Annotated in this window: 27 protein-coding genes and 2 pseudogenes; 24 read left to right on the top strand and 5 right to left on the bottom strand. The window is 70.7% G+C overall.

What is annotated here, in order from left to right:
• Positions 1 to 37 precede the first annotated feature (37 nt).
• Genes ABZ861_RS21985 through ABZ861_RS21970 form a run of 4 tightly spaced genes read left to right on the top strand, consistent with a single transcriptional unit; the run spans position 38 to position 3,316 of the window.
• Positions 38 to 1,039 (top strand): asparaginase, encoded by a 1,002-nt coding sequence (locus ABZ861_RS21985; RefSeq protein ID WP_361632606.1) that lies wholly within the window; start codon positions 38 to 40, stop codon positions 1,037 to 1,039.
• 32 nt (positions 1,040 to 1,071) lie between these two features.
• Positions 1,072 to 1,551 (top strand): PPC domain-containing DNA-binding protein, encoded by a 480-nt coding sequence (locus ABZ861_RS21980; RefSeq protein ID WP_361632604.1) that lies wholly within the window; start codon positions 1,072 to 1,074, stop codon positions 1,549 to 1,551.
• 59 nt (positions 1,552 to 1,610) lie between these two features.
• A complete protein-coding gene (locus tag ABZ861_RS21975; protein ID WP_361632602.1) occupies positions 1,611 to 2,807 on the top strand; it encodes a hypothetical protein in 1,197 nt (398 codons plus the stop codon).
• A gap of 11 nt (positions 2,808 to 2,818) precedes the next feature.
• Positions 2,819 to 3,316, top strand: a complete 498-nt coding sequence (locus ABZ861_RS21970; RefSeq protein WP_361632600.1) for an NUDIX hydrolase — start codon at positions 2,819 to 2,821, stop codon at positions 3,314 to 3,316.
• A gap of 22 nt (positions 3,317 to 3,338) precedes the next feature.
• Here ABZ861_RS21970 and ABZ861_RS21965 read toward each other — a convergent pair whose 3' ends face one another.
• Together ABZ861_RS21965 and ABZ861_RS21960 are read right to left on the bottom strand one after the other, a co-directional pair.
• The gene (locus tag ABZ861_RS21965; RefSeq protein ID WP_361632598.1) at positions 3,339 to 4,382 is read right to left on the bottom strand and encodes an aldo/keto reductase; all 1,044 of its coding nucleotides are present in this window, start codon (positions 4,380 to 4,382) and stop codon (positions 3,339 to 3,341) included.
• On the bottom strand, positions 4,379 to 4,840 hold the full coding sequence (locus ABZ861_RS21960) for an ATP-binding protein (protein WP_361632596.1): 462 nt from the start codon (positions 4,838 to 4,840) through the stop codon (positions 4,379 to 4,381). The genes ABZ861_RS21965 and ABZ861_RS21960 overlap by 4 nt, the downstream gene beginning before the upstream one ends.
• 1,274 nt (positions 4,841 to 6,114) lie before the next feature.
• On the opposite strand from ABZ861_RS21960, the gene ABZ861_RS21955 reads away from it, so the two are divergent.
• Positions 6,115 to 6,318, top strand: a complete 204-nt coding sequence (locus tag ABZ861_RS21955; protein WP_361632865.1) for a DUF5999 family protein — start codon at positions 6,115 to 6,117, stop codon at positions 6,316 to 6,318.
• 719 nt (positions 6,319 to 7,037) lie between these two features.
• On the opposite strand, the gene ABZ861_RS21950 is transcribed toward ABZ861_RS21955, so the two are convergent.
• Entirely contained in the window at positions 7,038 to 7,958 is a 921-nt protein-coding gene (locus ABZ861_RS21950) for a formylglycine-generating enzyme family protein (protein ID WP_361632594.1), read from the bottom strand.
• Positions 7,959 to 7,967: 9 nt separating this feature from the next.
• On the bottom strand, positions 7,968 to 8,753 hold the full coding sequence (locus ABZ861_RS21945; protein WP_361632592.1) for an aminotransferase class IV family protein: 786 nt from the start codon (positions 8,751 to 8,753) through the stop codon (positions 7,968 to 7,970).
• A 524-nt stretch (positions 8,754 to 9,277) separates the two neighbouring features.
• Here ABZ861_RS21945 and ABZ861_RS21940 point away from each other — a divergent pair.
• The 17 genes and pseudogenes from ABZ861_RS21940 (at position 9,278) to ABZ861_RS21860 (ending at position 23,842) form a co-directional block, all read left to right on the top strand.
• Entirely contained in the window at positions 9,278 to 9,658 is a 381-nt protein-coding gene (locus tag ABZ861_RS21940) for a hypothetical protein (protein WP_361632590.1), read from the top strand.
• Positions 9,659 to 10,384: 726 nt separating this feature from the next.
• The gene (locus tag ABZ861_RS21935; RefSeq protein ID WP_361632588.1) at positions 10,385 to 10,804 is read left to right on the top strand and encodes a hypothetical protein; all 420 of its coding nucleotides are present in this window, start codon (positions 10,385 to 10,387) and stop codon (positions 10,802 to 10,804) included.
• A gap of 64 nt (positions 10,805 to 10,868) precedes the next feature.
• Positions 10,869 to 11,795 carry a hypothetical protein gene (locus tag ABZ861_RS21930; protein ID WP_361632586.1) on the top strand — a complete coding sequence of 309 codons (927 nt, stop codon included), beginning with the start codon at positions 10,869 to 10,871 and terminating at the stop codon, positions 11,793 to 11,795.
• 23 nt (positions 11,796 to 11,818) lie between these two features.
• A complete protein-coding gene (locus ABZ861_RS21925) occupies positions 11,819 to 13,795 on the top strand; it encodes a glycoside hydrolase family 15 protein (protein ID WP_361632584.1) in 1,977 nt (658 codons plus the stop codon).
• Between the two features lie 196 nt (positions 13,796 to 13,991).
• Positions 13,992 to 14,810, top strand: coding sequence for an SAM-dependent methyltransferase (locus ABZ861_RS21920; protein WP_361632582.1), 819 nt, complete (start codon positions 13,992 to 13,994; stop codon positions 14,808 to 14,810).
• 642 nt (positions 14,811 to 15,452) lie between these two features.
• Positions 15,453 to 16,865, top strand: a complete 1,413-nt coding sequence (locus tag ABZ861_RS21915; RefSeq protein ID WP_361632580.1) for an ATP-binding protein — start codon at positions 15,453 to 15,455, stop codon at positions 16,863 to 16,865.
• A 48-nt stretch (positions 16,866 to 16,913) separates the two neighbouring features.
• Positions 16,914 to 17,372 carry a roadblock/LC7 domain-containing protein gene (locus ABZ861_RS21910; RefSeq protein WP_361632578.1) on the top strand — a complete coding sequence of 153 codons (459 nt, stop codon included), beginning with the start codon at positions 16,914 to 16,916 and terminating at the stop codon, positions 17,370 to 17,372.
• A gap of 1 nt (position 17,373) precedes the next feature.
• On the top strand, positions 17,374 to 17,739 hold the full coding sequence (locus ABZ861_RS21905; protein WP_361632576.1) for a DUF742 domain-containing protein: 366 nt from the start codon (positions 17,374 to 17,376) through the stop codon (positions 17,737 to 17,739).
• Positions 17,717 to 18,334, top strand: coding sequence for an ATP/GTP-binding protein (locus ABZ861_RS21900; protein ID WP_361632574.1), 618 nt, complete (start codon positions 17,717 to 17,719; stop codon positions 18,332 to 18,334). The genes ABZ861_RS21905 and ABZ861_RS21900 overlap by 23 nt, the downstream gene beginning before the upstream one ends.
• Positions 18,331 to 18,858, top strand: coding sequence for a GAF domain-containing protein (locus ABZ861_RS21895; RefSeq protein WP_361632572.1), 528 nt, complete (start codon positions 18,331 to 18,333; stop codon positions 18,856 to 18,858). Before ABZ861_RS21900 ends, ABZ861_RS21895 begins: the two co-directional genes overlap by 4 nt.
• Before the next feature lie 54 nt (positions 18,859 to 18,912).
• The gene (locus ABZ861_RS21890; protein ID WP_361632570.1) at positions 18,913 to 20,175 is read left to right on the top strand and encodes an acyl-CoA dehydrogenase family protein; all 1,263 of its coding nucleotides are present in this window, start codon (positions 18,913 to 18,915) and stop codon (positions 20,173 to 20,175) included.
• 236 nt (positions 20,176 to 20,411) lie between these two features.
• The gene (locus ABZ861_RS21885; protein ID WP_361632568.1) at positions 20,412 to 20,534 is read left to right on the top strand and encodes a hypothetical protein; all 123 of its coding nucleotides are present in this window, start codon (positions 20,412 to 20,414) and stop codon (positions 20,532 to 20,534) included.
• An 84-nt stretch (positions 20,535 to 20,618) separates the two neighbouring features.
• On the top strand, positions 20,619 to 21,017 hold the full coding sequence (locus tag ABZ861_RS21880; RefSeq protein ID WP_361632566.1) for a hypothetical protein: 399 nt from the start codon (positions 20,619 to 20,621) through the stop codon (positions 21,015 to 21,017).
• 620 nt (positions 21,018 to 21,637) lie between these two features.
• Positions 21,638 to 21,827, top strand: a pseudogene (locus tag ABZ861_RS21875) (cytochrome P450); the annotation flags it as partial.
• A gap of 172 nt (positions 21,828 to 21,999) precedes the next feature.
• Entirely contained in the window at positions 22,000 to 22,695 is a 696-nt protein-coding gene (locus tag ABZ861_RS21870; RefSeq protein WP_361632564.1) for a hypothetical protein, read from the top strand.
• 23 nt (positions 22,696 to 22,718) lie between these two features.
• Positions 22,719 to 23,198, top strand: coding sequence for a LuxR C-terminal-related transcriptional regulator (locus tag ABZ861_RS21865; protein WP_361632562.1), 480 nt, complete (start codon positions 22,719 to 22,721; stop codon positions 23,196 to 23,198).
• On the top strand, positions 23,195 to 23,842 hold the full coding sequence (locus tag ABZ861_RS21860) for a hypothetical protein (protein WP_361632560.1): 648 nt from the start codon (positions 23,195 to 23,197) through the stop codon (positions 23,840 to 23,842). Before ABZ861_RS21865 ends, ABZ861_RS21860 begins: the two co-directional genes overlap by 4 nt.
• A 14-nt stretch (positions 23,843 to 23,856) precedes the next feature.
• Here ABZ861_RS21860 and ABZ861_RS21855 read toward each other — a convergent pair.
• A pseudogene (locus ABZ861_RS21855) lies at positions 23,857 to 24,185 on the bottom strand (transposase); the annotation flags it as partial.
• Between the two features lie 64 nt (positions 24,186 to 24,249).
• Between ABZ861_RS21855 and ABZ861_RS21850 the strand changes: the two are divergent.
• Together ABZ861_RS21850 and ABZ861_RS21845 are read left to right on the top strand one after the other, a co-directional pair.
• Positions 24,250 to 25,407, top strand: a complete 1,158-nt coding sequence (locus ABZ861_RS21850; RefSeq protein ID WP_361632558.1) for a hypothetical protein — start codon at positions 24,250 to 24,252, stop codon at positions 25,405 to 25,407.
• Positions 25,407 to 25,571 carry a hypothetical protein gene (locus ABZ861_RS21845; protein WP_361632556.1) on the top strand — a complete coding sequence of 55 codons (165 nt, stop codon included), beginning with the start codon at positions 25,407 to 25,409 and terminating at the stop codon, positions 25,569 to 25,571. The genes ABZ861_RS21850 and ABZ861_RS21845 overlap by 1 nt, the downstream gene beginning before the upstream one ends.
• The last annotated feature ends 84 nt before the right edge of the window (positions 25,572 to 25,655 follow it).

Raw genomic sequence — 25,655 nt, 5'->3', positions numbered from 1 at the left:
AGCCGTCCGCGCAGCCGCCCCGTCAGAAAGGCCCTCCGTGCTCTCCGCAGACCGTGCCCCGAATCGCACTGTCCTGGTGCTCACCCTCGGCGGCACCATCGCCATGACCAGCGCCGCCGCCGCGGTAGGTGTCACGCCGACGCTGACCGGCTCGGACCTGGTAGCCGCCGTTCCCGGCCTCCAAGGCGTCGCTGAAGTCAGGGTGGAGGACTTCCGGCAGATGCCCGGGGCCTCCCTGGCGACCGGCGACATCGTTGACCTCGTAGAGCGGCTCGGCCAGGCCGAGCGAGAGGGTGCCGACGGGGTGGTGGTGACACAGGGCACCGACACTCTCGAGGAGACCTCGTACCTCACCGACCTCTACTACCAGGGCGCCATGCCGGTGGTCTTCACCGGGGCGATGCGCAATGCCGCGTCGGCCGGAGCCGATGGTCCGGCGAATCTCCTGGCCGCCGTGCAGACCGCGGGGAGCGCAGAGGCCCGGGGGGCCGGGGTCCTAGTCGTCCTGGGTGACGAGATCCATGCCGCCCGCCATGTCCGGAAGTTGCACACGACCAGCCCCGGGGCATTCGGATCACCCAACACCGGGCCGCTCGGTCACGTGGCGGAGGGGTCGGCGCGGCTCCACCGTTCGCCGAAGCCGATCGGGCCCGTGCCGCTGCCGGCCGATGTCTTTCCGCAGGTGGAGATCGTCACCGCGTCCCTGGGCAGCAGCGGGACACTCCTGAAGGGGCTGGAGAACGAGGTCTCCGGCCTCGTGGTGGCCGCCTTCGGCGTCGGACATGTCCCCGAGAGCTGGTGCAGCCGGCTGGAGGCGCTGGCGGCCGCCATGCCGGTCGTCCTCGCCTCCCGCATCGGTGCCGGCCCCGTCTTGACCTCGACTTACGGATTCGCCGGCTCGGAGAGCGACCTGCTCGACCGCGGTCTGATCGGTGCGGGAACCCTCGACCCGTACAAGGCCCGTCTGCTCCTCGCGGCCCTGCTGGCCGCCGACATGCCCCGCCAAGAGATCGTAAGGGCGTTCCTCGACCGCTCCTGATCCGCCTCCGCCCAGCACGAAGGACATCCACTATGCGCTTCGCCCAGGTCCGCACCGGCAGGCAGTTCGTGCTCGCCCTCGACCACGGGGAAGACTTCCTGGAGGGCCTCGCGCGGTTCTGCGCGGACGAGGGCATCCGGTCCGGCTATGTCCCGACCTTCGTCGGCGGTTTTCGGGCGGCCCGCCTGGTGGGCACGTGCGGACCCCTCGCCGACCCCGAGGCCCCCTTGCGGGAAGAGGTGCACGTCGAGACGCTTGAAGCACTCGGTGGCGGAACGCTCGCCTGGGATCCCGAGGAGGACTGCCTCTCTCCGCACATCCACGTTGCGGCCGGCCTCAAGGCGAAGTCGGCTGAAGGACGGGTGTCTCACCTGCTCGGCGCGACGGTGCAATTCATCTGCGAGATCCCCATCGTCGAGGTCGTCGGCGACTCCGACGGGCCATCTCTGACACGTCGGCGCAGCGCGGATCTGTACGACGTACCCCTGCTCGGCTTCGGCACGGGCATCTGAGGGCGGAGGTGACGATGCGCAGGGCGATCCGCTTCCCGGCGGTGGTCGAAACTCACCGCATGCGCATCTTCAAGACGTTCACGGTCCACTTCAAGCGGGCGGCGAGCGAGGTTGCCCAACTCGACGGCAACGCCTCCCTCGCCTCCGTGTACGTCGCGCGGTCTACCTGGGACCGCTGGATGGTTGGAGACATCAAGGGCCTTCCGCGACCGACGACATGCCGTGTCCTGGAGCACCTGTTCGGCGAGCCAGCCGAGCAGCTCTTCGGCTTGCTGGAACCGGAGGCTCCGCCTGCGGCTGCCGCAGCGAGCGACGAGGTGACGTCGCCCCACCTAGCCGCCATGGAGTCCTTCCGTCTCGCTGACCGCCAGCTTGGCGGCGGACACGTGTATCGCTCTGTGGTGCACTACCTCAACACGGTCGTCGCTCCAGCCCTCTTCGGTGCAGCCGACAGCGGTGGAGACAGCGAGACCACCTTCGGCGCGGCGGTCGTCCTCACCGAGATGGCAGCCTGGATGGCCCACGACGCCGGCCGAGACGACCTGGCGTCCGGCCACTTCGACCGCGCTCGTCGGCTGTCGCAGAGCCTGACCGACGCGACAGCAGGCGCGAACGTGATGGCCGGCATGAGCCACCTGGCCCTGCAGACCGATCAGGTCGACACCGCAGCCGATCTCGCGCGCAGCGGGCTCGCACGCCTCGCGGCCAGCCCGCGGATGCCGACCCTCTCAGCCCATCTCCACGCCATGGAGGCCCGGGCGCTGGGGCAGCTCAATAGCGAGTCCGAGGCACAGCGCGCGCTTGAGACGGCACGCAAAGCCCTGGCTCTCGCGCGGACGGCGCCGACGTCCAGATGGGTGGCTCCGTTCGACGAAGCGGCGCTCGCCAGCGAGGCGGCCTCCGTCTTCCTGGATCTCGGCGCGCTCAAAGCGGCCGCCCGGGAGGCCGAGCACGCCTTGGCGCTGCGCGATGCGAGCCGGGTCCGCAGCCGAGCTTTCGGGCACGTCACGTTGGCGCGAATCCTTCTCGCACAAGGGCAGCCCGACGCGGCGTGCGCAGTCGGCGTGGAACTGCTGAACGCCAGCCAGTCGGTGACATCTCTCCGCCTCAGCCACCAACTCGACGCGCTTAGGGCTGATTTCGGCCCTTACCGAGGGGTTCCCGAGGTCCGGGAGCTCCTCTCGCGGATGACCGCCACGACACAGCACCGTAGATTGCTGCTCGGCAGTCTCGCGCTCCCGGAAGGTCCGCAGTGAACAATGCACCCATGCCAGGCGATCCCGGCCGCGAGGCCTACCTGGCCGAGGGCAATGCCCGGCAGGCCCGCAAGCGTGCCGCCGCGGACGCGCTGATCCGGGATCACGCCGGGAGACTGCTCCTGGTGAACCCGACCTACAAGTCGGGCTGGGATCTGCCCGGCGGTATGGCCGAAGACAACGAGGCCCCCGAGGACGCCCTTCGACGCGAACTCAGTGAAGAACTCGACCTTGCGGTCGCCGATCTGCGGTTCCTGTGCGTCGACTGGGTCGGACCCCACGGCCCGTGGGACGATCTCCTCGGGTTCGTCTTCGACGCCGGCGCCCTGTCTCCCGAGCAAATCGCCGGGCTCAAGCCGAGCGACGAGGAGATCTCCGAACACCGCTTCTTCGAGATCCCGGAAGCACTGACGCTGCTGCCGGAGCGCCAGCGCGCCCGGGCCGTCAACGCCCTCCAGGTCTTGGAAGACGGAGTTCCGCGCTACCTCCGCGACGGAGTCGCTCTCTGAACGAAGCAGGACTCCCGCGCGGTCACACGATGACCCCCACAGAGGGTGCGCGCTCCTCCGGCTTGAACAGCACGCTCCGCACGCGAGCGAACACTTCTTCGACCGCATCAAGTTCCTGCTCGGACAGAGGCCGACCGAGGAGACCTCGGTCGTACCGGTGCTGCTGCTCGTCGCCAACGCCGATCACCAGCACGGCGTTCTGCACACGTTGAAGGACGGACCGCAAGGCAACCCGGGCTAGAGCCCGCGGAGACGAGCCGAACATACCGGCCATCTGTGCGAGGCCGTGGGTGACTGCTGCCGCCACCGCCCCGCGGTCGGCCGCCGCGCTCGGCCACGCGGCCAGAGCACGGTCCACACGGTCTCCCGCGAGCACCCCGTGGGCCAATGGCGAGGCAATCACCAGACCGACGCCGTGGCGCACCGCGAAGGCGCCGAGGTCTTCACCGTGCCCGAGATCGGCCAGCGGCTGTAACCCACTCGCCTGCGTCCACAGCACGTCGGGGCGGATCCGGTCGAACAGGTCCAGGAAGCGTCGTATCGAGCGCTGCGAGGAGTGAGATCCCGGGCCTCGCAGCCCGATGGCTCGGATCTGGCCGAGATCGCGCAGGGCCTGCATCTGCTCGACGACCGGGTCGAGGTATCGGTCACCAAGCCCGAAGTCGTAGGACTCCAGGGTGTAGAGGGCCAGGTGGTCCAGGTACAGGTTTTCCAGGGTCTGTTCAAGCTGGTGGCGGACCCGCGGGCCGGCGTAGGGGTGCGGAGCAGAACCCTGCACCCGGCCGACCTTGCTCGCGACCTGCACCCTGCGGCTCGGGTGCTCCTTGAGGATCTTGCCGACCAACCGCTCGGCGTGACCGCAGCGGTGGCTGTCGGCTGTGTCCAGCAACTGGGCTCCGTCATCATCGTCGCCGACGTCCAAAGCGCGCCGCAGGGCGTCGAGTAGCCGTGCGTCCTGGGGCTGAGGGGCGGTCGGTGCCCAACGGGAGCTCCCGCTGCTGACGCCCAGCGGTCGCACCGTCAGGCCCGGGGCCAGACGGCGGGGCGCGAGATCGCTGAGTGTCATCGGTCAGCGTCTCCTGTCCGGTAGAGGAAGATCGCGATGACCCGCTTCCCCTTCTTGTCGCGCTGGACTGCCCAGGCGCTTGCCAGTACGTCCACCAGAAACAGGCCCCTCCCGCCTTCATCGTCTTCGTCGGCGGCCGGGGGCATCCCCGGCACCGCGGTGGTGTCTTCACCGCCATCCCGAACCTGGACCGTCACTCCCCAGTCGTACACATCGAGAGAGATGTCCAGCGCCGCTCCCGCGTGCTCGACGGCGTTCCCCACCAGTTCGTCGGCCACCAGGACTACGTCGTCCGTGTACTCGCTGTCGGTCTTACCCGCGAGAGTCTTGCGGACTATGTGCCGGGCTGCGCGCTGCGGGGCTTCGATGTCGTGGAGGTCGATCGCAGCGCGCATCGTCTCGCGACCGCCGTCGCGTCCTTGAACACTCGGCAAGACAGTGCTGGTGGGACCAAGCACGGGGATCACTCCTCGCTGCATTCGCGATGCCCGGGGCGGGGACGGGAAGTCCTGCTGAATACCGTGGCGCATGTCGCGGCGCGGGTGATAGCGAAACCCGTCCCCACTTCTCCCCACTTCACCCGCGACGGAGGCGTCTTCGCACGCGCGCAGAGATGCACCGAAAGGACCCGAGCGGGAACAACGGGGCGACATTCGCGCGCTCTGCGCACGCCGAGATGTCCCGATGAGGAGACACCACTCGTTTTCCCGCCAAACAGCGAGGAGCCGATCCGCGCGCCAGACACCACCTGACCTGGGCGGACAGCGAGGCGGGGGGTCGCAACGATCAAGCGAATCGCACTTACCACGTCACGTAATTCTGGTCAAGCACTTCCAGGGAAGTGGGGTGAAGTGGGGTGGCGTAGCCGATCTTCGGCGGCGGTCGCGCTCGGGTGGGCGTCAGCGGCAGATTCGCCGCCCGAATTGAACATTTTTGTCCATGCTGCGCGGGGAATTCAAAGGGGCTACCGCCGTCCTCAGCGTCGCCGAAGTGGGGGGAAGTGGGGATCGATTTCGCTATCGGATCTTGCCGAGGAACGGCAACGCTATTCGCAGCTCCTTCGCCCCGCCTCCCACGGAAAGGTTGCCGTGATCTCTTACGTCTCGTCGGTTCTCGGTGCCCTGTCCGCTGCCGCGGGCCGCCCGGTCAGCTCGGCAGTCCGATGTCGTCTCAGACAACCGCGGCGCAGCGGTGGCGACGTCGTCTCCGTCCTGGTCCACCAGCTCTTGGTGGACCCCGACTGGCCGATTCCCCGCCGCCAGAGCGAGGTCAACGAGATGGTGGACATACTCCGCGCGCAGCTGCCCGCCCTGGCCTTGAAAGCCGGCAAGCCGCACCCGTCGGCCATCCTCGACGCCCCTGCCCCGGCCGGCCACATGGGTTCGCGGATACACCTGATTCCTGCTGGCGGAGGCCGCCCAACGCCTCATTTTCTGTGCGCAGTTGGAGCTTCAGGTCATGCCCGATCAGACCACGAACGGGGCGGACGTCACCGCACGGCAGCACACCCCCGTGAACGCCGTCGCCTGGCGCCCGCCCGCGGGCTCCGCGGTCACTCCCGGAAAGGCCCGGCGCCACCTCGTCGCCGCAGTCGCCGGGAGAGCGGAGCGAGGCGCGGCACCTTAGAGCGCTGCCGCCTCCCGGCTGCCGTGGCGAGGTCTTCCCCACGGCAGCCGGTCCCCTCGTCTCCGCCGCTCGTCCCCCACAGCACCGCTTCTTTTGAGGACTCATGATGTGTCAGCACAAGCCCGCCTGTCCGTCCGCCGGGGCCACGGATCGTGAAGCCGCTGCCGTGATCGCGGCCCGTCCGGAGCAGGGCTGGTCGTTGTTGTGCAACGGCGTCCTCCTCTTCGAGGACACCGGTGAGCTCCTCCCCGGCGGCGAGGTCATCGCCCCCCGCCGGCTGACAGCCGTGGTGACGAGCGCTGCGGCATGAGCGGAACCCGGTACGTCCAGGGCGGCCTCCCGGTGCCGTACGTGATGGCCTGGAGTGCGGAGAAGCACCCGGCACCCGCCGTAGTCCGACACCGGACCGGGCATGGCATCGGCTACGCGGACGAGACGCCGTATGACCGAGACTCGGACGGGGTGCTGTGGATCCGGCAGGCCATCGCACCAGGCTCCGGCAGGGCCCTGTTTCCGACGGTCCATGTCCTGCGCCAGCGGCGCGCGATCAGCCGGATGCTGTGCCAGGTCTGGGGCGCCGACACGCTGGAGCAGGACCCGGAGCGGCAGCTGTTCGTGGTCAAGGATGTCGGCCGCCCGGTGGAGGAGGGGGAGCGGACTACGGCCGCCCCGGTCTGCCCCCCCGTGTGCGCTCATTGCGGTCAAGCACTGCCCTCACCTGCGCGGAAGCGAGGCCCGGACCGGAGGAGCGGTCTGCCTCGTCCTCCGGCAGGTCGTCGACGAGATCCGGGTCGAGGTCACCGACGGCAACCCGCAGCCGGCCATGGTGAAGAACGCGGCTCCGGAAGACACCTCGGGGCGTGGGATGTTCTTGGCCGCGGTCTTCGCTCGGCGCATCGAGGTCAGCGACGACGGCTACACCACCACCGTGGTCTTCTCCCTCTCGGGAAGTCAGCGATGAGGGCGCTGGCAGCCGAAAGGGCAACTGCGCTCCGAGACGCGACGAGCAGCAGCGCCCAGGTCTCCGCACTACGCGGGCATGACACAGCGGAATCCGGTGTCGTTGTCCTCCATCGACGCGGCGGCCGTGTTCTGCAGGGACGGGGCTGCGCGTTCAAGCGGGGACGTGAAGGCAGAGCCCTTCAGGTGGTACCGACCGTTGTCGGGCTCTTCCTCGGTGCAGCACCACTCCCAGACGTTGCCGCACAGGTCGAAGACTCCGAACGGGCTGGCGCCGGACTGGTAGCGGGAGACAGGCGTCGTCGCGTCGATGCCGGCCTCGGACGTGTTCGCCTTCGCAGCGGTCGGTTCGTTGCCCCAGGGATAGATGCGCCCTCGCTGCCCGCGAGCCGCCTTCTCCCACTGCCGTGCAGTGGGAAGGGACTTGCCAGCCCAGCGGGCGTACGCGGTCGCGTCGTGCCAGGTGACCCATACCACCGGGTGGGTGGCCAGAGTGATGGGGCAGTTCCCGTCGGGCCAGTGCTGAGGCGGCCGGTGCTCAGTGGCCAGCACGAACCTCCCGTAGTCCTCGTTGGTCGTCGGGTAGACGTCGATGAGGTACGGCTCGAGCCACACCGAGCGGTTGTCGGGGCCGGAGAGGTAGATGCCCTCTTCGACGAGGGCCATGACCTTTCCATCGACCGGGTGCCGGCGGCGGGTGCTCGGGTCCCTGCGCAGCAGCTCCTCGGCCCGTTCGTCGTGCTCGACAGCGGCTCGTTCGGTCAGCAGCGCGGCGAATCGCTGCTGGACGTCAGGCGTCGCCCGGGCGAGGAGCGTGTCCAGGGCGGCCTGGTTGTCGAGTTCGAGCTCGATGGTCTCCCCGCGTCGTTTCCATCGTGGGACCTGGCGAGAGCCCACACCGACAAGATCGGCGAAGTCCTTCTGCTTCTTGCGCATGGCCATGCGCAGCAACTCGGCCTCTCGGCCGGTCCATCTGGTCACTCCCGCCATGATCTCGTCTTACAGGGTCTCGCCGGGGATCGACAAGTACGCCTCCTGAAGTCGCCGCAGGACGGGGTGGTCCACGGGGAACTCGGTGTCGTCGATCGCCGCCAGCGGCCGGACACCGATCGAGGTGTTGGTGGCGAAGGCGGCTGCCATGCCCTTCGCCTGGTCCAAGGCGACGGCGGCGGTGCGGTGTTCGGCATGCTGCTGTTGGAGCAGGGCCATCGTGACGCCGGGGAGCACAGGGGCGTCGGGCCAGACGACGGTGCCGTCCTGGTCGACGAAGGCCACGTTCCAGGTACCGCCCTCGGAGACGAAGCCGTCGCGGCCGACGAAGAGGGCGTCGTCGAAGCCCTCGCGCTGGGCCGCGCCTCGGGTGTGCAGGGCTGCGAACAGGCCGACGTGCTTCACCTGGGGGAGGTCGCGCTCGTAGACCAGGCTCTGGGCGCGCAGCGGCGCGGCAGGCAGCGCGCCGGCGCCGCGGACGGACACGAGAACGTGAGGCTCGCCGGCCTCGGCCGGATGCCCCATCTCGACCTTGGGGTCGTAGATCGACACGCGCACGACGCACGGCAGGGTATGTCCCTTCAGGGCCTGGCGGACGTAATCGCGCACGCGGTCGGTGTTCAGCGCCGCGTGCCACACGATCTTGCAGTCCCGCACAAGGCGTTCCAGGTGCAGCGTCAGGCCACGGATGCTGCCGTCGGCGTCCACGCGCATGGACGTGAAGTGCCCGACGTTCGTGAGCGCCAGGGGGAGCAGGTCGTCTACGGATACGGGCTTGCCGTCGAGAGTCGCCATGGCGCCCAGCATGTCAGGGCCGTCCGCGCGAGCGGCACCCCCAACCAGGTTACTGACGGGTCAACGTCATCTGAAAGTCATTCCCACGCCTTCACCGTGGGGTGTTCGCTGGTCACCGCGCAGTCACTTCGGGTGATCAGCGCCACTGCTCGCGCTGAGCGACGCAACACCGCTGCGAGCCAAACGATCCTGCCCGTTTTCCGCCTGGGAGGCCTCCCCCGCATGCGCCGCCACCGCCTTCGCTTCGGTCGCCATGCCGTATCCGCAGGCTGGAACACGGCGCGTCACGACCGGGAGCGCCAGGAGCGCCGCCCACTCCTCGCCCCTCACAGGCTGGCGCTCCCACGGCAGGGGGGTTCGAGCCGCTCGTCTTTTCAGGCCGCAACGTCCCACCGTCGTCGCACCGGTTGGTCAGGCGGTAAGCGATGACTGGACCCGTCCGTACAAATTCTGAGAAGGCTCTGTCTGTGCCGGCAAAGCCGGATGACTCCCGGGTCGTACAGCGGTACCCCGTCGATCTGGCCGTGGACCGACTGGAGTGGGCATCCCGCGTCAAGGGGCGCACGGCGGTGCGGATGCTGGGCTGGCGAGGGTGCGAGGAGGACGCCGTCACCGTGCTGGCGGAGCTGGCGCGCCACTCCCTTGTGCACGGGCGGGGGGGCGCTCGGGAATCGCGAGCGGTTCTGCACGGGCGCCTCAGCGTCACGGGCGCAAGGGAACTGCTCATCGACGTACAGGGCCCGTGCTCCGTGTTCCGTGACTTCAGCGCCATACATGCCGAAGCGGGCTGCGGCACACTGGATGACCTTGTGCGGGCGCACCAGTTGATCGACTTGGTGTGCCTCGTGGAGGACCGTGTGACGACGTTCCGCGCGGTGCTCACCGCAAGGGCGGTGCGGCTGTGACGCGCACCCGCTCCAATCACCGAGCCGGCGCCTCTCTCGACCTGAACGGTCCTCGCTTCGAGTCCGTGATCGCCTTTCCCGCGGTCCTGGACGCCATCGCGCCGGCACGGGGCGAACTACGCGAGACCCTGTCCAAGTTCGGTCTGTCGGAAATCGCGGACACCGTCGCCCTGGTCGCCCATGAGCTGATGGCCAACGCGGTCGCCCACAGATGTCGCGACGTCCCGCAGATCACGACGATCGACATGACGGCAGATCGGACGGTCACCGGGTGCAGGTCCACGTTCGCGATCCGTCGTGCGAGGAGCCAGTCGTGCGCCTCGGCGCCACCGACTGCGAAGGCGGCCGAGGCATGCTCCTCGCGGCGTCCCTCGCCGACCGTTGGGGAGTCGAGAAGCCGCCAGACGGAGGGCGCGGGCAGACCGTGCGGTTGGAAATGGCCTGCCGGCCCGACCGTGCGGTCTCCGCATGAGGCCGCTCCGCACCGGCGCGCGGGCGGCGTCCGCCGTCGACGGCGTCTCGGAGGCAAGCCGTCGGCACCCGCATGCGAGCACCACCCCGACGTCGCCGTTCTCCTCAGCAGTCCGCTCCGTCCGGCGCCGTGCGTCCCGACTGAACGCCGCAGCGGCCTGCTCTTCGCTCCCGCGTGACGATCTCGCAGGACCGCCACGGAGCGGGCCGCCCCTCACGACTTTCTCGGCAATACGACGCCCTGGAGAGATCCCCATGCAGACACTGAGCAGCCGCCACTCCTGGATCCTCGCTTTCGGCGAGGCGCCCGCGGCGCTCCCCTCGGCGCACGACACCGTCCGCGTCAGTCTGGCACTGGGCCTGTCGGCGATCGACGGCCTGGTGACCGACGAGGCAGGCGTCGGATCGGTGAAATGCTGTCTGGTCCACAGCCAGCTCCTCGTGCCCGTGGAGTCCGGAACGGCGATCCGGTGGCACGCTCCGCACTCCGTCTGCGTGTCAGGTACCCCGCGGTGCGCTGCAGAGGGCTACCGCAGATGCCTCGCCCTGTGGATGACCCCGCCGCGCCGCGGGACGGACCCGCTCACCGCGGCGGACGCCTTGCACGAGGCGCTCAGCCGGACCCGATCCCGCATGCGCACGGGACGCGGGGTGCGCCAGGTGTGCCGTGCGTAGCCGGCCCGCACCGCCCCATGCCCATGCCCATGTCGACCCCATCACGACCGGAGCACAACGCCGCATGACCTCACCGACCGACTCGCATACCAGCGCGCCCGCGGGGAGCGAGTGGAGGCCCGCCGACCTGGTGAGCGAGCCCGCCTACCACCGGGACCGTCCGCAGAGCGGTCGGGCGCTCCTCGACTTCCACCTGCGTCGCCTCGGCTTAGGCGCGAAGTGGGTCACCAGGGACTTCGGCCGCGGCTGTCGCGTGGGCAGGCATGTGTGGCCCAAGGGCATCGGAGTGTGTCGCGCCTACGCGCTGACCGAGGCGGCCTGGCCGCCGGGCGCAGACCTGTGCGCGACGGTCGACTGGTCGCCTGATGAGGCGTGGCGCCGCGACCATCAGCGGGGCACGGTCCCGCCCGGCGCCGAGGAGCACTGGCAGGAGCGGATCGCCGCGACGGCCGCGGCCCTGGAGTCGTGCGGCTACGCCGTGGAGCCCAGCCGCTTCAAGTGCTCCCCGCACTACGTCCCGCGCGCCGAGTTCCTCGTCTACCGGATGCCGGCGGGCTCCGCCCCGCGGCCGGCGCCTGCGCGCTGGGCGCTGGGCGAGCCCGTGCCGCCGCACTACCGGCAGCCGGAGCGGCGCCCCGACGAGAATCCGCCGAACGTCGTCGAGTCCGCGCTCCACAACGCCTGGACCCGCAGCTCCGCGAGTCGCCCGGCCGGGCAGGTCGTGGTGCGCAGCATCACGCAGACCGTGTGGCCGCCCGAGGCAGACCTGTGCGCCTGGCTGCGCTGGCGCCCGGCGGCCGCGTACGTCCGCGACCCGGGCACCGGCGTGCTGCCCGCGGGCGCCGAGCAGCACTGGAGCACGAGTTTGAACCGCCTGGAGGCGGCCCTGACGGACGCCGGGCTCACCTGCCGATCACGAGAGCGCCCGTGGTCACCGGACACCGACGACGGAGTCGACCTCCTCGTCTCCCGCGCCTGCACCCTGCCGTAGCTCACCCTCTTCAAGGACTTGCCATGTCCAACAGCCCCGCCCACTCGACACCGACAGCTCTCGTCGCCGGCCTGCTCACCGATCTGCTGCGCGCGCCGGCGGGCATCTGCTCGCGCGGCGAGGACACGCCGCTCATCCCCTCCCTCAACGCAGCCCTGTCCCGGCCGCGCCCCGCACGGCGGGCGGGACGCATCGAGGACCACGGTTTCATCGGCGATCTGCGGACGGGGGCGCTCGTCGACCGGGACGGCGGCATCGCGTGGCTGTGCCCGCAGCGTTTCGACGCCCCGGCCGTCTTCGCCAGCCTGCTGGGAACCGAGGAGCACGGCCTGTGGCGCCTCGGGCCCGCCGCGCCGGACGGATGCGCTCCCGCGGCGGACCGGCGCCGTTACCTGGCCGGCACGCTGATCCTGGAGTCCACCTGGATCACCCGTGACGGCACGGTCCAGGTCCTGGACTTCATGCCGCCCACCGGACAGGCCCCGCAGCTCGTCCGCATCGTGCGCGGCGTCAGCGGGCGGGTGCCGATGCACTCCCTGCTGCGCGCCCGCCCCGGCTACGGGCTGCACACGCCGCAGCTCGACCTCGGCGACGGCCGGGCGAGCGTCGACCTCGGCACGGGGCGGCTGTGGCTCGAGGCGTCCGCCCCCACCCGCGCCGCGGACGGCGACCTGCTGTGCGACTTCACCGTCTGCGAGGGAGAGAGCCTCGCTCTCACCCTGTCGTGGACCGAGGGCCACGACGTGCCGCCGCCGCCGGTCGCCCCCGCCGGACTGCTGAAAGGCACTCAGGACTTCTGGCGGGACTGGACGGCGCGGTCCACCTACAGGGGGCCGTACCGGGAAGCCGTCGAGCGGTCGCTGATCACGCTGAAGGCGCTCACCTACGCGCCGACCGGCGCCATCGCGGCGGCGGCCACGACCTCGCTGCCCGAAGAGATCGGCGGCGTGCGGAACTGGGACTACCGCTACTGCTGGCTGCGGGACTCCGCGATGATCGTGGAGGCCTTCCTCCGCTGCGGCTCCACCGAGGAGGCGCGCGCCTGGATCGACTGGCTCCGCACCGTCATGGGCGACCGCCCCGAGGATCTGCAGATCATGTACGGCGTCGGCGGCGAACGAACGCTCGTCGAGAGCGCGTTGGGCTGGCTGCCCGGCTTCATGGGCTCCGCCCCGGTGCGCATCGGGAACGCCGCCGCGGGCCAGCTCCAGCTCGACGTCTACGGCGAGGTCGTCGGCGCCCTGTACGAGGCTCAACTGCGCGACCCGGCCCTGGCGCCGGTCGTGGCGCCGCTCGTGACCGACCTGGTCGCCCGCCTGGAGGAGATCTGGGCGCAGCCGGACGAGGGGATCTGGGAGATCCGCGGGCCGCGCCGGCAGTTCGTGCACTCCAAGGTCATGGCCTGGACCGCGGTCGACCGCGCCGTCCGGCTCATCGAGGCCGGCCACGCCCGAGGGCCGCTGGCGCGGTGGCGCGCGCTGCGCGAGGAGATCCACGCGCAGGTGTGCGAGCACGGCTACGACGAGGAGCGCAACACCTTCACGCAGTACTACGGGTCGGCGGAGCTGGACGCCGCTCTCCTGCAGATCGCCCTGACCGGGTTTCTGCCGCCGCAGGACAAGCGGGTCGTCGGCACGGTCGAGGCCGTCCAGCGGGAGCTGTCCGTCCAGGGCGGCTACCTGCTGCGCTACCACACCGAAGGCGCCAGGCCGGGGGTGGACGGACTGGCCGGCGACGAGGGCGCCTTCCTCGTCTGCTCGGGCTGGTTGATCGCGGCGCTCGCCCTGATCGGCCGCGTCGACGAGGCCGAGATCCTCACCGACGGCCTGCTGGCGGCGCGCAGCGACCTCGGCCTGCTCGCCGAGGAGTGGGACCCGCACCTGGGCAGGCAGCTCGGCAACTTGCCGCAGGGCTTCTCCCACCTGGCGGTGGTCCTCGCCGCCCTGGCCGTCGAGCCCGCCCGCGCCGGCGGCCGGACACGGGTGGGGGTGACCGCGTGAGGAGAGGGTTCACTCGGAACGGCACCTTGCAGCGCGGCTGGCTTCGAAGTTCGCACCCGACCGCTCTCGGCGGCTTCCCGGCGGCGGGAGCCGCCCGGTGCGCCACCGGTGCGTCGCTGCGGCGCGCGCCACGCGGCGGCGAGGCCGCCGGTGCGTGGCACGCGCTCTGCACAGGAAAGAGCGAGGAGGTCCCGGCGTGACGTCGCATGTGATTCCTCCGGGATACTTCGAGCGGCCGGCGGTCGTCCGGGTGCAGGACTATTTCGGCGGCGGCAAGGACCACTACGCGGTCGACCGGCAGTTGGGCCGAACGCTCCGCGCGGTCGCGCCGTGGCTGCCGGGCAGCGTGCGCGTCAACCGCGCCCACGGCGCCCGCGTCCTCAACCACCTGAGCCGAGAGCTCGGCATCGACCAAGTCATCGATCTCGGCTGCGGGCTGCCGCACGAGGGAAACCGGAGCCTGCCGGACGAGGTGCGGCGCATCGTCTACGTCGACAGCGACCCGGCGGTGGCGGCGCACGCGCGGGTGTGCTTGGCCGAGCGGAGCGGTACGGCCGCACTCCTGGCGGACCTGACCGACCTGCGCGCCCTCCTTGCGGCTGGGGAGATCGAGCGGCTCGACCACGACCGCCCGATCGGGGTGCTGCTGCACGACGTCCTTCCCTGGCTCGACGACGAGAGCGCGCGCGCCGTCGTGCGGACTCTGCACGCCTGTCTCCCTCAGGGGTCCGTGCTCTCCCTCACGCACGCCACCGGCGATCTCGCCGATGAGGGGCAGATGCGCCTGCTGACCGAGGTGTACCAGAGGGCCGGAATCCTCTTCCGGCCGCGGACCGGCGCGGCCGTCCAGGCGCTGCTCGGTCCGTGGACGCCGCTGGACGGCCGCACACCGGCGGCGACCGCCGCCTGGCGTCCTCCCAGCGCCGCCTTCAACCCGCCGCCGTTCCTGCGGCCGGGGTCCGACCACTCTCACGCCTACGCCCTGCTCGTCACGACCGGAGACCGGACCACATGACCATCCTGCGCAGGAGCGCCCGCCCGCCCGTCACGGGCGGCGCCCTCATCGGCGGCACGCACGGACTCTGCCGTCCCGGCGCCCCAGTGGCCGCCCGCCGCCTCCGGCGGCTGCAGTGCGGCGAGGCGGCGACGTCCCTCGCGCTGCCGCACGAGCGCGACGTCGCATGCGTCGGCGCAGGCCTGGGGACGGCCGCGCTCGACGAGACGATCGACCGCAGGCGCCGAGTGGGCCTGCCGCCGCGGCGCATGACGCACCGCCGGCTGCTCGCGCAGGTAGCGTGCCGCGCCGCCGGGGTGTGCAGGGCCGCGCATCCCGATTGCGAGGCCGGGCCGTCGCCGCGCCGCTCCCGATCGCGACTGCTGCGCTCGCCCCTCTCGCGTCGCCTCCGGCTCGCGCCGCCCGCGCGGCCGACTCACCCGACCAACCGTCCCGGGGCACGGCGGCGCCGTCCCCGCCTCAGCTCGACTCGGGCCCGGATGCGCACCGTCGCCTGGCAGCCGATGAGCCTTCGAACCCGGGAGACGTGCCATGTCTGATCACGAACCTGCGGCGGCGCCCACCCGGCGTCACCGCGCCCACGCCAGTGACACCGTGCCCCTTCCGCCCGCGTTCACGGGAAGCGTTCTCACGGGAGCGGTGGTGGCCGGCGCCTGGCTGCTCGATGGGTTCGAGGTACTGCCCAGCCCGCTCGGCATCGCGACAGCGGTCGCCTCGGCCGCCTGCACGTTGTGGTGGACCGGAGCGCGGTCGCTTCGCGCGCGCCGCGGCCTGACCCGGATGGGGGAAGTCCGTGGGGAGCGAGATGCCGCTCTTCAGTCTCTGAACGAGGTCGTCACCGCCGTCGGCAGAGGTCGGCAGCACGTCCGCTGGGCAGCGGAGCAGGCTGAGCAGGGCACCGCGCACACCGACTTCTCGCCGACCGCAGCCCCGGCACGTACCGGAGAGTTGTGCGCTGACGCCGTCGTCCTGTTGGACGAGGCATTCGACGAGGCGTGGAAGACGGTGATGCTTGCCGCGACCCGCCAGCACCAGCACCTCAACGCGCAGGCGGAGCTCGCCGAGATCTTCAAGTCGATCTCGCCGCGTTTGCAGAGTCTGGTCAACCGCAGCATCACCGCCATCTCCGCAGTCGAAAGGGACATCGAGGACCCGGAGCTGATGGCCGAGCTGTTCCGGGTCGATCACCTGCTGACCCAGATCCGGCGCGCGGTCGAGAGCCTCGCGGTCCTGGGCGGAAACACCCCTCCCCGTGACAGCGCACCCGTGATGCTGGCCACGGTGATCCGGCGCGCGGTCGCGGAGATTCCCGAGTATTCCCGCGTGCGCGTGGGTCCGTCCCCGCACACGGCTGCTGCATTGCCGGGATACGTCAGCCCGAACGTGGTGCACCTGCTCGCTGCCCTGATGGAGAACGCGACGGGCTTCTCGAGTGACCGCGTGGAGGTCCACACCCATGAGGCCGCCGACGGGATTGCCATCGAACTGCTCGACCGCGGTGCCGGCATGTCGCAGCACAAGCGGGAATCGCTCAACCAACTGCTGGCCGCGCCGGAGAGCGAGGACCCTCGCGCCCGCCTGCGGGAAGGCAAGATCGGCCTTCTGGTCGCCGCCCTCCTCGCGAAACGACACAAGATCACCATTCGGCTGGGGCCCAACATCGTCGGCGGGACCCAGGCGGTCGTGGTCCTCCCCAGGGAACTACTCGTCCCCGCCGACCAGCAGCCCTCGCCCAAGCCCCCTCCTCGACGGCCACGTCCTTCCGCGCTCACGCCCGGTCCGGCGCGACGGGAGCACATGACGCCTCACCCGGCTGACACCGCTGAGTTGCCCCGGCGCATCCGGCCTGCCCTGCAAGACGACAGCGCCCCGGCGGCCTCTCACAGTCAGAACGGAAGCCGACCTCAACTGCCCCGGCGCGGCGAGGCCGAGACGCGTATGCCGCCTCTGGTTCAGCAGGCGCCGGCGGGACGCGCCACCAGCGGGCTGATGGCGAACTTCCGGTCCCGCAGACCGTCTGGAGACCCCCCCGAGTCCCAGCCACCCGCCGTGTGAGACACCCCTCGTCCAGCCGCCCTCCACCCCCCGACCAGGAGACATCCCATGCAAAGCGACGGCTTCCCGACCTCTGCCACATCTGCCCGAGACCAGTTGAGCGGACTGCTCGCCGGGCTTCTCGACAAGGCGCCCGGGACGACCCGCGCCCTCCTGGCCTCGGGCGACGGACTGAAGCTGGCCTGGACCGAACAGCCGATCGACGACGCCGACAGCCTCGCGGCCGTCACCTCCGGGCTGTACTCGCTCGGGCGCCAGCAGTTCAAGGACACGCAGGGCGGCATCCGCCAGGTCGTCGTCGAGCACGACGGCGGCAGCCTCTTCGTGATGAGCGCCGGAGCCGAGTTCACCGACAACAAGGCGGTGAACACCGTCTTGGCCGTCGTGGCCGCGCCCACCGCGGACCCCGGCCAGGTCGGCTGGGAGATGGAGTCCTTCATCCGAGGCCTGGACGAGCACCTGGTCGTGGCGGCCCGGCCCAACTCGTTCAGCGGGCAGGGGCGGTGACGTGGAGGCCGGCGGATGGGCCGACAGCTCATTAGCGGATGTCCGTCCCTACGCGATCACCGGAGGCCGCACCCGCTCGCACCACACGCTGCATCTCACCACCTGCCTGATCACCCGACCGGCCGCCCCTGGGACGGCCCATCCCAGTCCCGAGGGGGAGGCGCTGCTGCTGCACTGCAGCGGCGTCCCCCGCTCCGTCGCCGAACTCGCCGCCCGGACACACCAGCCCGTGCAAGTGGTGAAGGTCCTGATCGGGGACCTTCTCGACTGCGACGCGCTGGCTCGGGCCAACCCCGTCGGCGCCGAAGCCGATCCCGACGTACACGTACTGGAGGCACTGCTTCATGGCCTACAACGTCGGCTCTGAGCCCGGGGACGCGGCGCTCCCCGCGGCGGAGCTGAAGATCGTGGTGGCCGGCGGCTTCGGCGTCGGCAAGACCACGATGGTCGCCACAGTCAGCGAGATAGAACCGCTGATGACGGAGGAAGTCCTCACCGACGCCGGCCGGGACATCGACGACCTGACCGGCGTGGCGGAGAAGACCACCACCACCGTGGCCATGGACTTCGGCCGGATCACGTTCGACGAACCGCCCCGCCCCATGATCCTTTTCCTGTTCGGCACGCCCGGCCAGGAGCGATTCTGGTTCTCCTGGCCCGACCTCTCGTACGGCGCGGTCGGCGCGGTCGTCCTGGCAGACACCCGGCGCCTGCAGGACTCCTTCGCCGCGGTCAGCTACTTCGAGCAGCTCAAGACGCCGTTCATCGTCGCCGTCAACGAGTTCGACGACGCGTACCGCTACACGCCTGCCGAAGTACGGCAGGCCCTCGAGCTCGGCCCTGAAGTCCCGGTGCTCACCTGCGACGTCCGCGATCGCAAGTCCGCCATGACCGTTCTGATCCGCCTCGTCGAACACAGCCTCCGGCGCCGCCGCCAACTCACCTCTGGAGCCCTCACATGACCTCCCCCACGGACACCCCCCAAGAGGGCACGCCGCAGACCGAACGGGACGCCGTACTGCGCGCCCTCGGCCTGACCGGCCCCGAGCCGGAACTCGACGCGTTCGCCGCACATCTGGCCCAGGAGGCAGGCGCCCCATACGCCATGGTCAACATCTTCGGCGCCGAACAGCACTTCTTCGGACTCCACACGCCCGGCTACGACAGCGAACTGCCGACCGTCGGCCGCAGCATGCCCCTCGACCACGGCTTCTGCCCCGAGGTCGTCGACCGCGAGAAGGCCCTGGTCCTGCCCGACGTCTTCGCCGCCCCGCGATTCGCCGGGAACGCAGTCGTCGACCTGATCGGCATTCGCACCTACGCCGGAGCCCCCCTCCTGCACGGCGACACGGTGCTCGGCACCGTCTGCTTCGTGGGACCCGTGGAGCGAGGCCTGAGCACCGGACGACAGTCCCTCGCCCTGATCAAGCAGCACCGCGACGACGTCCAGAACTTCCTTTACCGGCGCGCCGGCATACAGCCGTAGCCCGAGCCCGCGCCGCCGAACGTCACGAGCGATCACCACCGAGAGGAGCCCCCAGTGTCCGACGCCTATCTCGCCGAGCGCCACCACCGACTCCGAGCGCAGGTCCGCGCTTTCGCGGAGTCCAGGGTCGCACCCCGCGTGGCGGACATGGAGCGCACGGGCGCCGTCGAGACAGATCTCGCGGCGGCCGTCGCGCGCCAGGGATGGATCGGCGTCACCGTCGACGAGGCGTACGGCGGCATGGGCGCCGGCCACCTCGCCAAGACCCTCATCATCGAGGAGCTCTCCAGAATCAGCGCCGCCATGGGCGCCGTGGTCCAGGCCTCCCAGCTCGGCGCCGCGAAAATCATCCACTTCGGAAGCGACCGCCAAAAGCGCGACTGGCTCCCCCGGATCGCCGACGGCTCATGCCTGCCCACCATCGCCGTCACCGAGCCCGAGTCCGGCAGCCACGTACTCGGCACGCAGACGACAGCCCGCCGCGAGGGAGACCACTACGTCCTCAACGGCCGCAAGGTCTACGTCGGCAACTCCCACATCGGCCACCTCCACGGAGTCGTCGCCCGCACCGGCGAAGGCTCCGCCGGCCTCACCGCCTTCCTCGTCGAAGCCGACCGCCCCGGCCTGACCCTGCCCTCCCCGGCCCGCACCCTCGGACTGCACGGCTTCAGCTTCGGCGAACTGCACTTCACCGACTGCCGCGTACCCGTCGGCAACCGCCTCGGCCGCGAAGGCGACGGCCTCGACGTCGCCTACTCCTCCAGCGTCCTGTACGGGCGCCTCAACCTCACCGCCGTCGCGCTCGGCATCCACCAGGCCATCCTGGAACAGACCACCGCCTTCGCCGACGAACGCATTCGCTACGGCAACCCGCTGCACCACCTGCCGAACATAAAGATCAAAATAGGGCAGATCCAGTCGCGCGTCATGACCGCCAGGCTCACCGCCTACCACGCCGCTCACCTGCTGGACCTCGCCGCCGCAGATCCGACGAAACCGCAAGCCGGCGACCGCCGGCCGACGCCGGCGCTCCTGGACACCGGCGCAGGCTGCGACGCCGAGCTGATGCACGCCAAGCTGATCAACGCGGAGTACGCCCTCGACTCCGCGCGGACCGCGATGGAGATCCACGCCGCCGCCGGACTGCAGGACGACGCCCCCATCGGCCGCTACCTGCGCGACGCCCACCACATCGTCGCCCCGGCCGGCACCTCGGACATCCAGTTGCTGCGCCTGGCCGACGTCGCGCTCGGCCAGACCAAGGGCCAGTGGTCACGCCGATTTCCCCACGGCCCAGCCACGGCCGCCCTGACCTGACGCGACGTCACGCAATTCGTTCCCGGCCCGAATCCCAGGAGGAACACATGCCGCACCCCACCCTCCCCCGCCCACCGCCCGCGGCGAAGGCCCTCGAACTCGCCCCCCCTGGCACCGGCGACGCGGCCAGGACAGCGACTGCACGGCCCGCAAGCCGCAGAGGGCCGCCCCGCCCCCGCCCGAGGACTGCCGCAGGCCCCCGATCACCGCATCGCTCCCACCCCTCGAAACGCCAGGTGCATCCCTATGACCACCTCGACCGCCCCCTCATCACCAAGGCGGCCGTCCTCGCGCACTCCTGGGGACTGGTCGGGCCCGACACCGAGAGCGGGGAGACGACCGCGGAAGCGGTCCGATGAACATCTCGGATGCAGAGCACGGGATTATCTCCGTCTTCCCGTTCCGGTCGAAAAATTGAAGGAGTCGCGATTCAGAATATTCTGATGACCTCGCCCGGCGAGTCTCGGCCAGCGGCGGCCTGCCCGGCAGAGGCGACGCTGACCGACGATGAGGCGCGCGACCTGAACGTCCTTCCCGGCGCGGACTTCGAGACTGTCACAAGGTCGCTCGGCTGTGTTCTTTTGCCGCACGACGCTGGGGGCCGGCATGCGGTCTGCGTGCAGACGCATTACATCGGGAAGACGCTCATTCTGTGGTCGCTGTTATGCCACGACGACGGCTACCGCGAGCTCCGGGTCGCGCCGGGACGCCCACGAAGCACGGTCGCCGAGAGTTGTCTGCTCATCTGGTACCACCCCGGCGAGTGCGACCCGAGTTGCGGCTCGACGCGTGAGGAGCCGAGAGCAGTGCTGGACTCGGCGAGGAAGGAAGGGAAGGCTTGATCAACTCGACCACGCCGCCGGGCCGGACGCCCCGAGCCTCGCCGTCCTGCGCGCGGACCGGGCCGCCGTGCGCTGGTGCTCCTCCTGCACACCTTCGCCCATTCCTCCAAGGCCGAATCGAGACCGAAGCGGAACTCGACGGGCGATGAAGAGAGCGCATCACTCAAGCACATTTCAACGGCATCGACCCGCCCGACCCGTGCCCGCCTAGAACGATCACAAAACGTCCGCCTAAACCGGGCCGTCGTTCCTTTCGCGACGTCTCTGTCAAGCATGCCCGGAAATAGAGAGAACGCGGGAGGCCTGAGGCGTGAAAAGGCAGCGCAAAACGTTCGTGCGCCTTGAGAAATTCATTGACCGCCACCGAGAGGAGAGATAACCTCTTCGGCATCGCGTTTCATCGATGGGCACGGAAAAGCTCGGCGGAATCCATCAAGCCTCTGGCGCGCCCCGCATCTTTGATGCGATATCGCCACGAGTGAGCGCTGACGGCCTGTGGCCGACTTGACCTTCTGCAGAAAGAACCACCGTGTCCTCCTCACTTCAGCCCCGCTTCCGACCCCTTGGGCAGAGCGCCGCGAGCCTGACCCGTGGGACCGTCCTGTGACGACCTCATCAGCGTCCACTACTGCCCCGGCGCCCCGCTCGCCCGCCTCGAAGTCGCCACCGCCCTGCGCATGCTCTTCTCGCGCTTCCCCGACGTGCGCCTCGCCGTCCCCGCCACCGAGCTGCAAGCGCTCCCGTCGCTCATCAGCAACGGCCACCTCGCTCCCGGTACGCCTGCGCCCGGCCGCCGAGCAGGCGGACTGACGACGCCGGCCCCCGAACCCCGTGCGCAGCACCTTCCGTGAATCCCCGCCGCTGCGCACGGGCCACGCTGCCGGCCCCTCCCCCTCTCCGAGGAGGGGCCGGCAGCCACGAACTCCGCCCCCGCAGCCACACCCCGTCCTTCCGGACCGCCAACCATCTCAGGGAAGCGACCATGACAGCAGCGGCCACCGCGGCCTCCTTGCAGCAGATACTCCTCGATGCCCTGCGAGCAGCCGGCTTCGAGGCGACGGTCCGCCCCGCATCGGACGGGGCCGCGCTGACCCTCACGCTGTACAGCAGACACAAGACGCCGGTCGCGACCGTGCAGGCGGCTGCCCGTTGGCTGGACGAGGCCGGAGTCGTCGCCGACGTCACGCTCAGCGACGACGGCTCCTCTAGCCCGGTCCTCACCCTGCCCACGGAGGAGTCCGTGCGACGGCTCATCGCCGCACTCCTCGACCCCTGGACTCGCGCCTACGCCACCCTCGCGCCACTGGCCGACTTTCTGGAATCTCACAGCGTGATCAGCGACGTCGACGTCGACACGCAGGCCGTCGAACTCACCCTGCCCGACGACATGCTGGCCTCTGCCGTCACGCTCGCGGCCCTGCTCGGCGCACCCGCGATCGACGCCGGCCTGGACCTGAACCGCCCCTGGGGGCTACGCCGTCTCGCCGGCCGCATGCAGTGGCTCGTGACAGGAGTCGTCGGCTCCGAGGTCACGGCCACAGCAGCGCAAGGCTGCGCCCACGATCCCGACCGCCTCACCCTCCGCCTGACGATCGAGCAGGCACACCGCCTCACCCGGCGACTCTCCCACCCCACGGAACCGGACAGCGGACCCCTGTCCCCGGCTTCGAGCCGCTGACCGACACCCACGAGGAAGACCACATGACCGCCCCCGCCCCCACCACGCCGCTCACCCCGGCCGAACGGCGCATCGCCAGAGGCGTCGTGCTCGGAAAGTCCCCCCGCGAGATCGCCGACGCCGAAACGCTGTCACTGCACACGGTCCGCACTCACATGCAGACCATGCGTCGCAAGCTCCTCTGCCCCGAGCGCTGCACCCTCGCCGTCCTCACCCACCGCCTCCTCCGCGCCGACGAGGCCACGGCTCCGGTCCCGGACACGCCCGCACCCGACCTGAGCGCCGAGCAGACGAACGTGCTCAGGGCCGTCACCGAGCACAGCGCCCCGCTCGACATCGCCCGCGGCGCCGGCATCGCCCCCGCAGACCTGCGCGCGGCGCTCGGCCGGCTCCTCGCCGACACCGGGGTGCCGGACACCACCCTTCTGGTCACCCGGGCCCACGGCTGGGGCCTGCTCGCCGCCGAGCAGCCCCGCACGGTGCGGAGCGGAGCGGACCGGTGACGACGTCTCCTCACTCCACGGCCGTCAAGCGGTCTCCCGCGCCCCCGGACGCGCGCCTGGCGCCGTCGCGCCCGGTGTACGAGATGCGCTCACTGCGCACGGACGCCGACCGGGCCGAAGCCGCGGCCCTCGTCCAAGACCGGCAGCACTGGCTCGCCCTCCGCGGTCTGCCCGTACCCGGCGGCGCCGACGTCCCGGCTCTCTTCCAGGACCCGGAGGCGGAGTCGGCCGGGCTGTTCGAGGACGGCACAATGCTCGCCTGCATGATCCCGCAGCGCGAGTGCGTGCTCGGCTGGGGCGAGGGGCGGTGCCTCTTCCTCGGCCACGTCCACACCCTCCCCGACCGCCCCGACGACACGATCCGGCTGATCACCCTCTGGGCGTCCGACGCCGCCGCCCGCTTCGACCTGCCGCACGTGCGGGCCGAGGCTCCCGCCCAACACCCCCGTGCCGATCCCCTCGCCCGCCTGCTCACGCGCCTCACCGCCATGGGATGGGACCTGCGCGGCTCCGGAACGGGGCAGACCGGCAAACGCGTCGCACGCCTGGAACTCGCGGCCGAACACCGGTTAGGGCTCCGCGCACTCATCGGCTGCACCATTCGAGAGCCGCAGTCCGCTGCGCGCGGAGGAGGCGTGGCATGAGGAACGCCAAACCAGGACCGGGCAGCTTCGACGGCCTTGGCCGCGACGGTGTCGGCGCTGCGGAGCATGACGACCGGGCCCTTGGCCGCGGAGTGGTCGAAGGCCCGCTCCAGCGCCGGGCGGATCCCAACCGGCAGGTCACGGAGCCGGTTAATCGGCCGCACCCGGTCCGCGATCAGGTCAGCCCGGTAATGCGTCAGGACCCGGAGCGTGGAGACCAGCTCCGAGGGCGTGTCCAGGACCGCGAAGCCCGTCGGCGCATGCGGGCCTGGTCGGCGATGACCCGCGCGGCCTTCGCGTCGGTCTTGCCCTGGCCCTGGCAGGCGCCGGACATCCAGTCGAGAACAGAGTCTCGCCGTCAGCCACACCCGGTCCTCCCGACCGCCGATCATTCTTAGGGACACGTCATGACGAGCATGCCATCGTCGGGCATCACGCCGGCGCTGCGGCTGCGCAGCGATCTCTTGCGGCTGTCGCGGACCGCGTCGCATTTCCGGGCCCCTGTCGCGTCGCCGAGCGACCGCGCGGCAGTCCGGCGCCTTCTCGCTCCGTGGCTGCCGATCGCCGTAGCGCACCGGCACAACGCCCGGGGGTCGGTCAGCGACGAGAGCCGCTGGAGCAGCCTCATCGCCGCAGCGGAGGACCCAGACCTCGACGCGCCGTACCCCGGGGACGCCCACGCGCTGTACAGCCGCGCCCAAGACCTGCTGCAGGCCCTGCTCGAGGCGACGCGTCCGGGTCCCGTCGCGCGGCAACTCGCTCAGGGGCTGCGCCAGTCCATCGTCAGCGGCGAGTATCCGCCGGGATCGCTCCTGCCCATGTCTCACGTGGCCGCCGACGCCGGTGTCGCCGCAGCCTCGCTCGTGCGAGTCGAGCTGGCAGCCAGAGACCTGCAGCTCGAGGGGCGGGTGACGGTCGACAGCCGCAAGCGCATCCGCGTCGGCGAGAGCACCACCGACAGACCCACGCTCGTCGCCGACTGGCTGAGTGTTCTGATCGAGCAGGGCGCCTACCGGCCCCCGGCCCCGCTGCCGAGGGCTCGACCGCTCGCTCGCACCGTGAGGGCGTCGCCCGACGAGATCGCGCTCGCTCTCCGGCTGCTGTCCGAGCGGCACGTCGTGCATCTGCAGCGGGGGGCGCGTCCCCTCCTTCGCGCCGAGCATCCGCTGTGCACCGCCCAGCCCCCCTCCCTGAGCACGCTGCTGCGCCAAGTTGAGCTGCGCGCCGACGACCTGAGCGGCGCCGCTGCCCAGCATCAGCGGGAAGTCGATGCTCGACGAAATTGTCAGTGGGTCCTTCTGTGGTGGCGCAGACGCCGCACGCCACCGGCAGCCGAGCTGCACTCCACGCTCGCCTCCGTGCTCGCCGCCGCCAAAGTCTTGATCGCGCGAGGCGCAGACCACGACGCGGACACGACCTCGGCCCACCTGGTGCGGGTCACCGCCATCACCGCCGCCGCAGCCGTCCCGGCTGACCTCGACGCCCAGCTCTGGCGCGCAGCCTGCCTGAGCACCGCCGTCCTCGACTGTCTGAGCACGGCCGAGGCACGAGACAGGTCCGCCTAGTGAGCACGCCCCCTCGCTCCCCGATCCGAGGCGCCGGACGAGACGCGACTCCCGCCGAGCCGCGCAAACCGGCGCCGTCCACGGTGAACCGGTGGCGGCTGATCGTCTTCGCCATCGCAATGGGCGTGCTGATCATCGCCGCCTCGCACCCCGCGTACCCGTAGGGCCCCGCCCGTCCCCCGCCGGATGCGTCCGGTCGCAGCGTCGTGGACCGAACTCGAGGGGAGCTCGCCAGGCTCACGGCATGG

This window comes from Streptomyces sp. NPDC046985, assembly GCF_040644415.1.
Taxonomy (GTDB): domain Bacteria; phylum Actinomycetota; class Actinomycetes; order Streptomycetales; family Streptomycetaceae; genus Streptomyces.
Note: the sequence above shows the minus strand (reverse complement) of the source record. Positions and strands in the feature narration are given on the sequence as shown.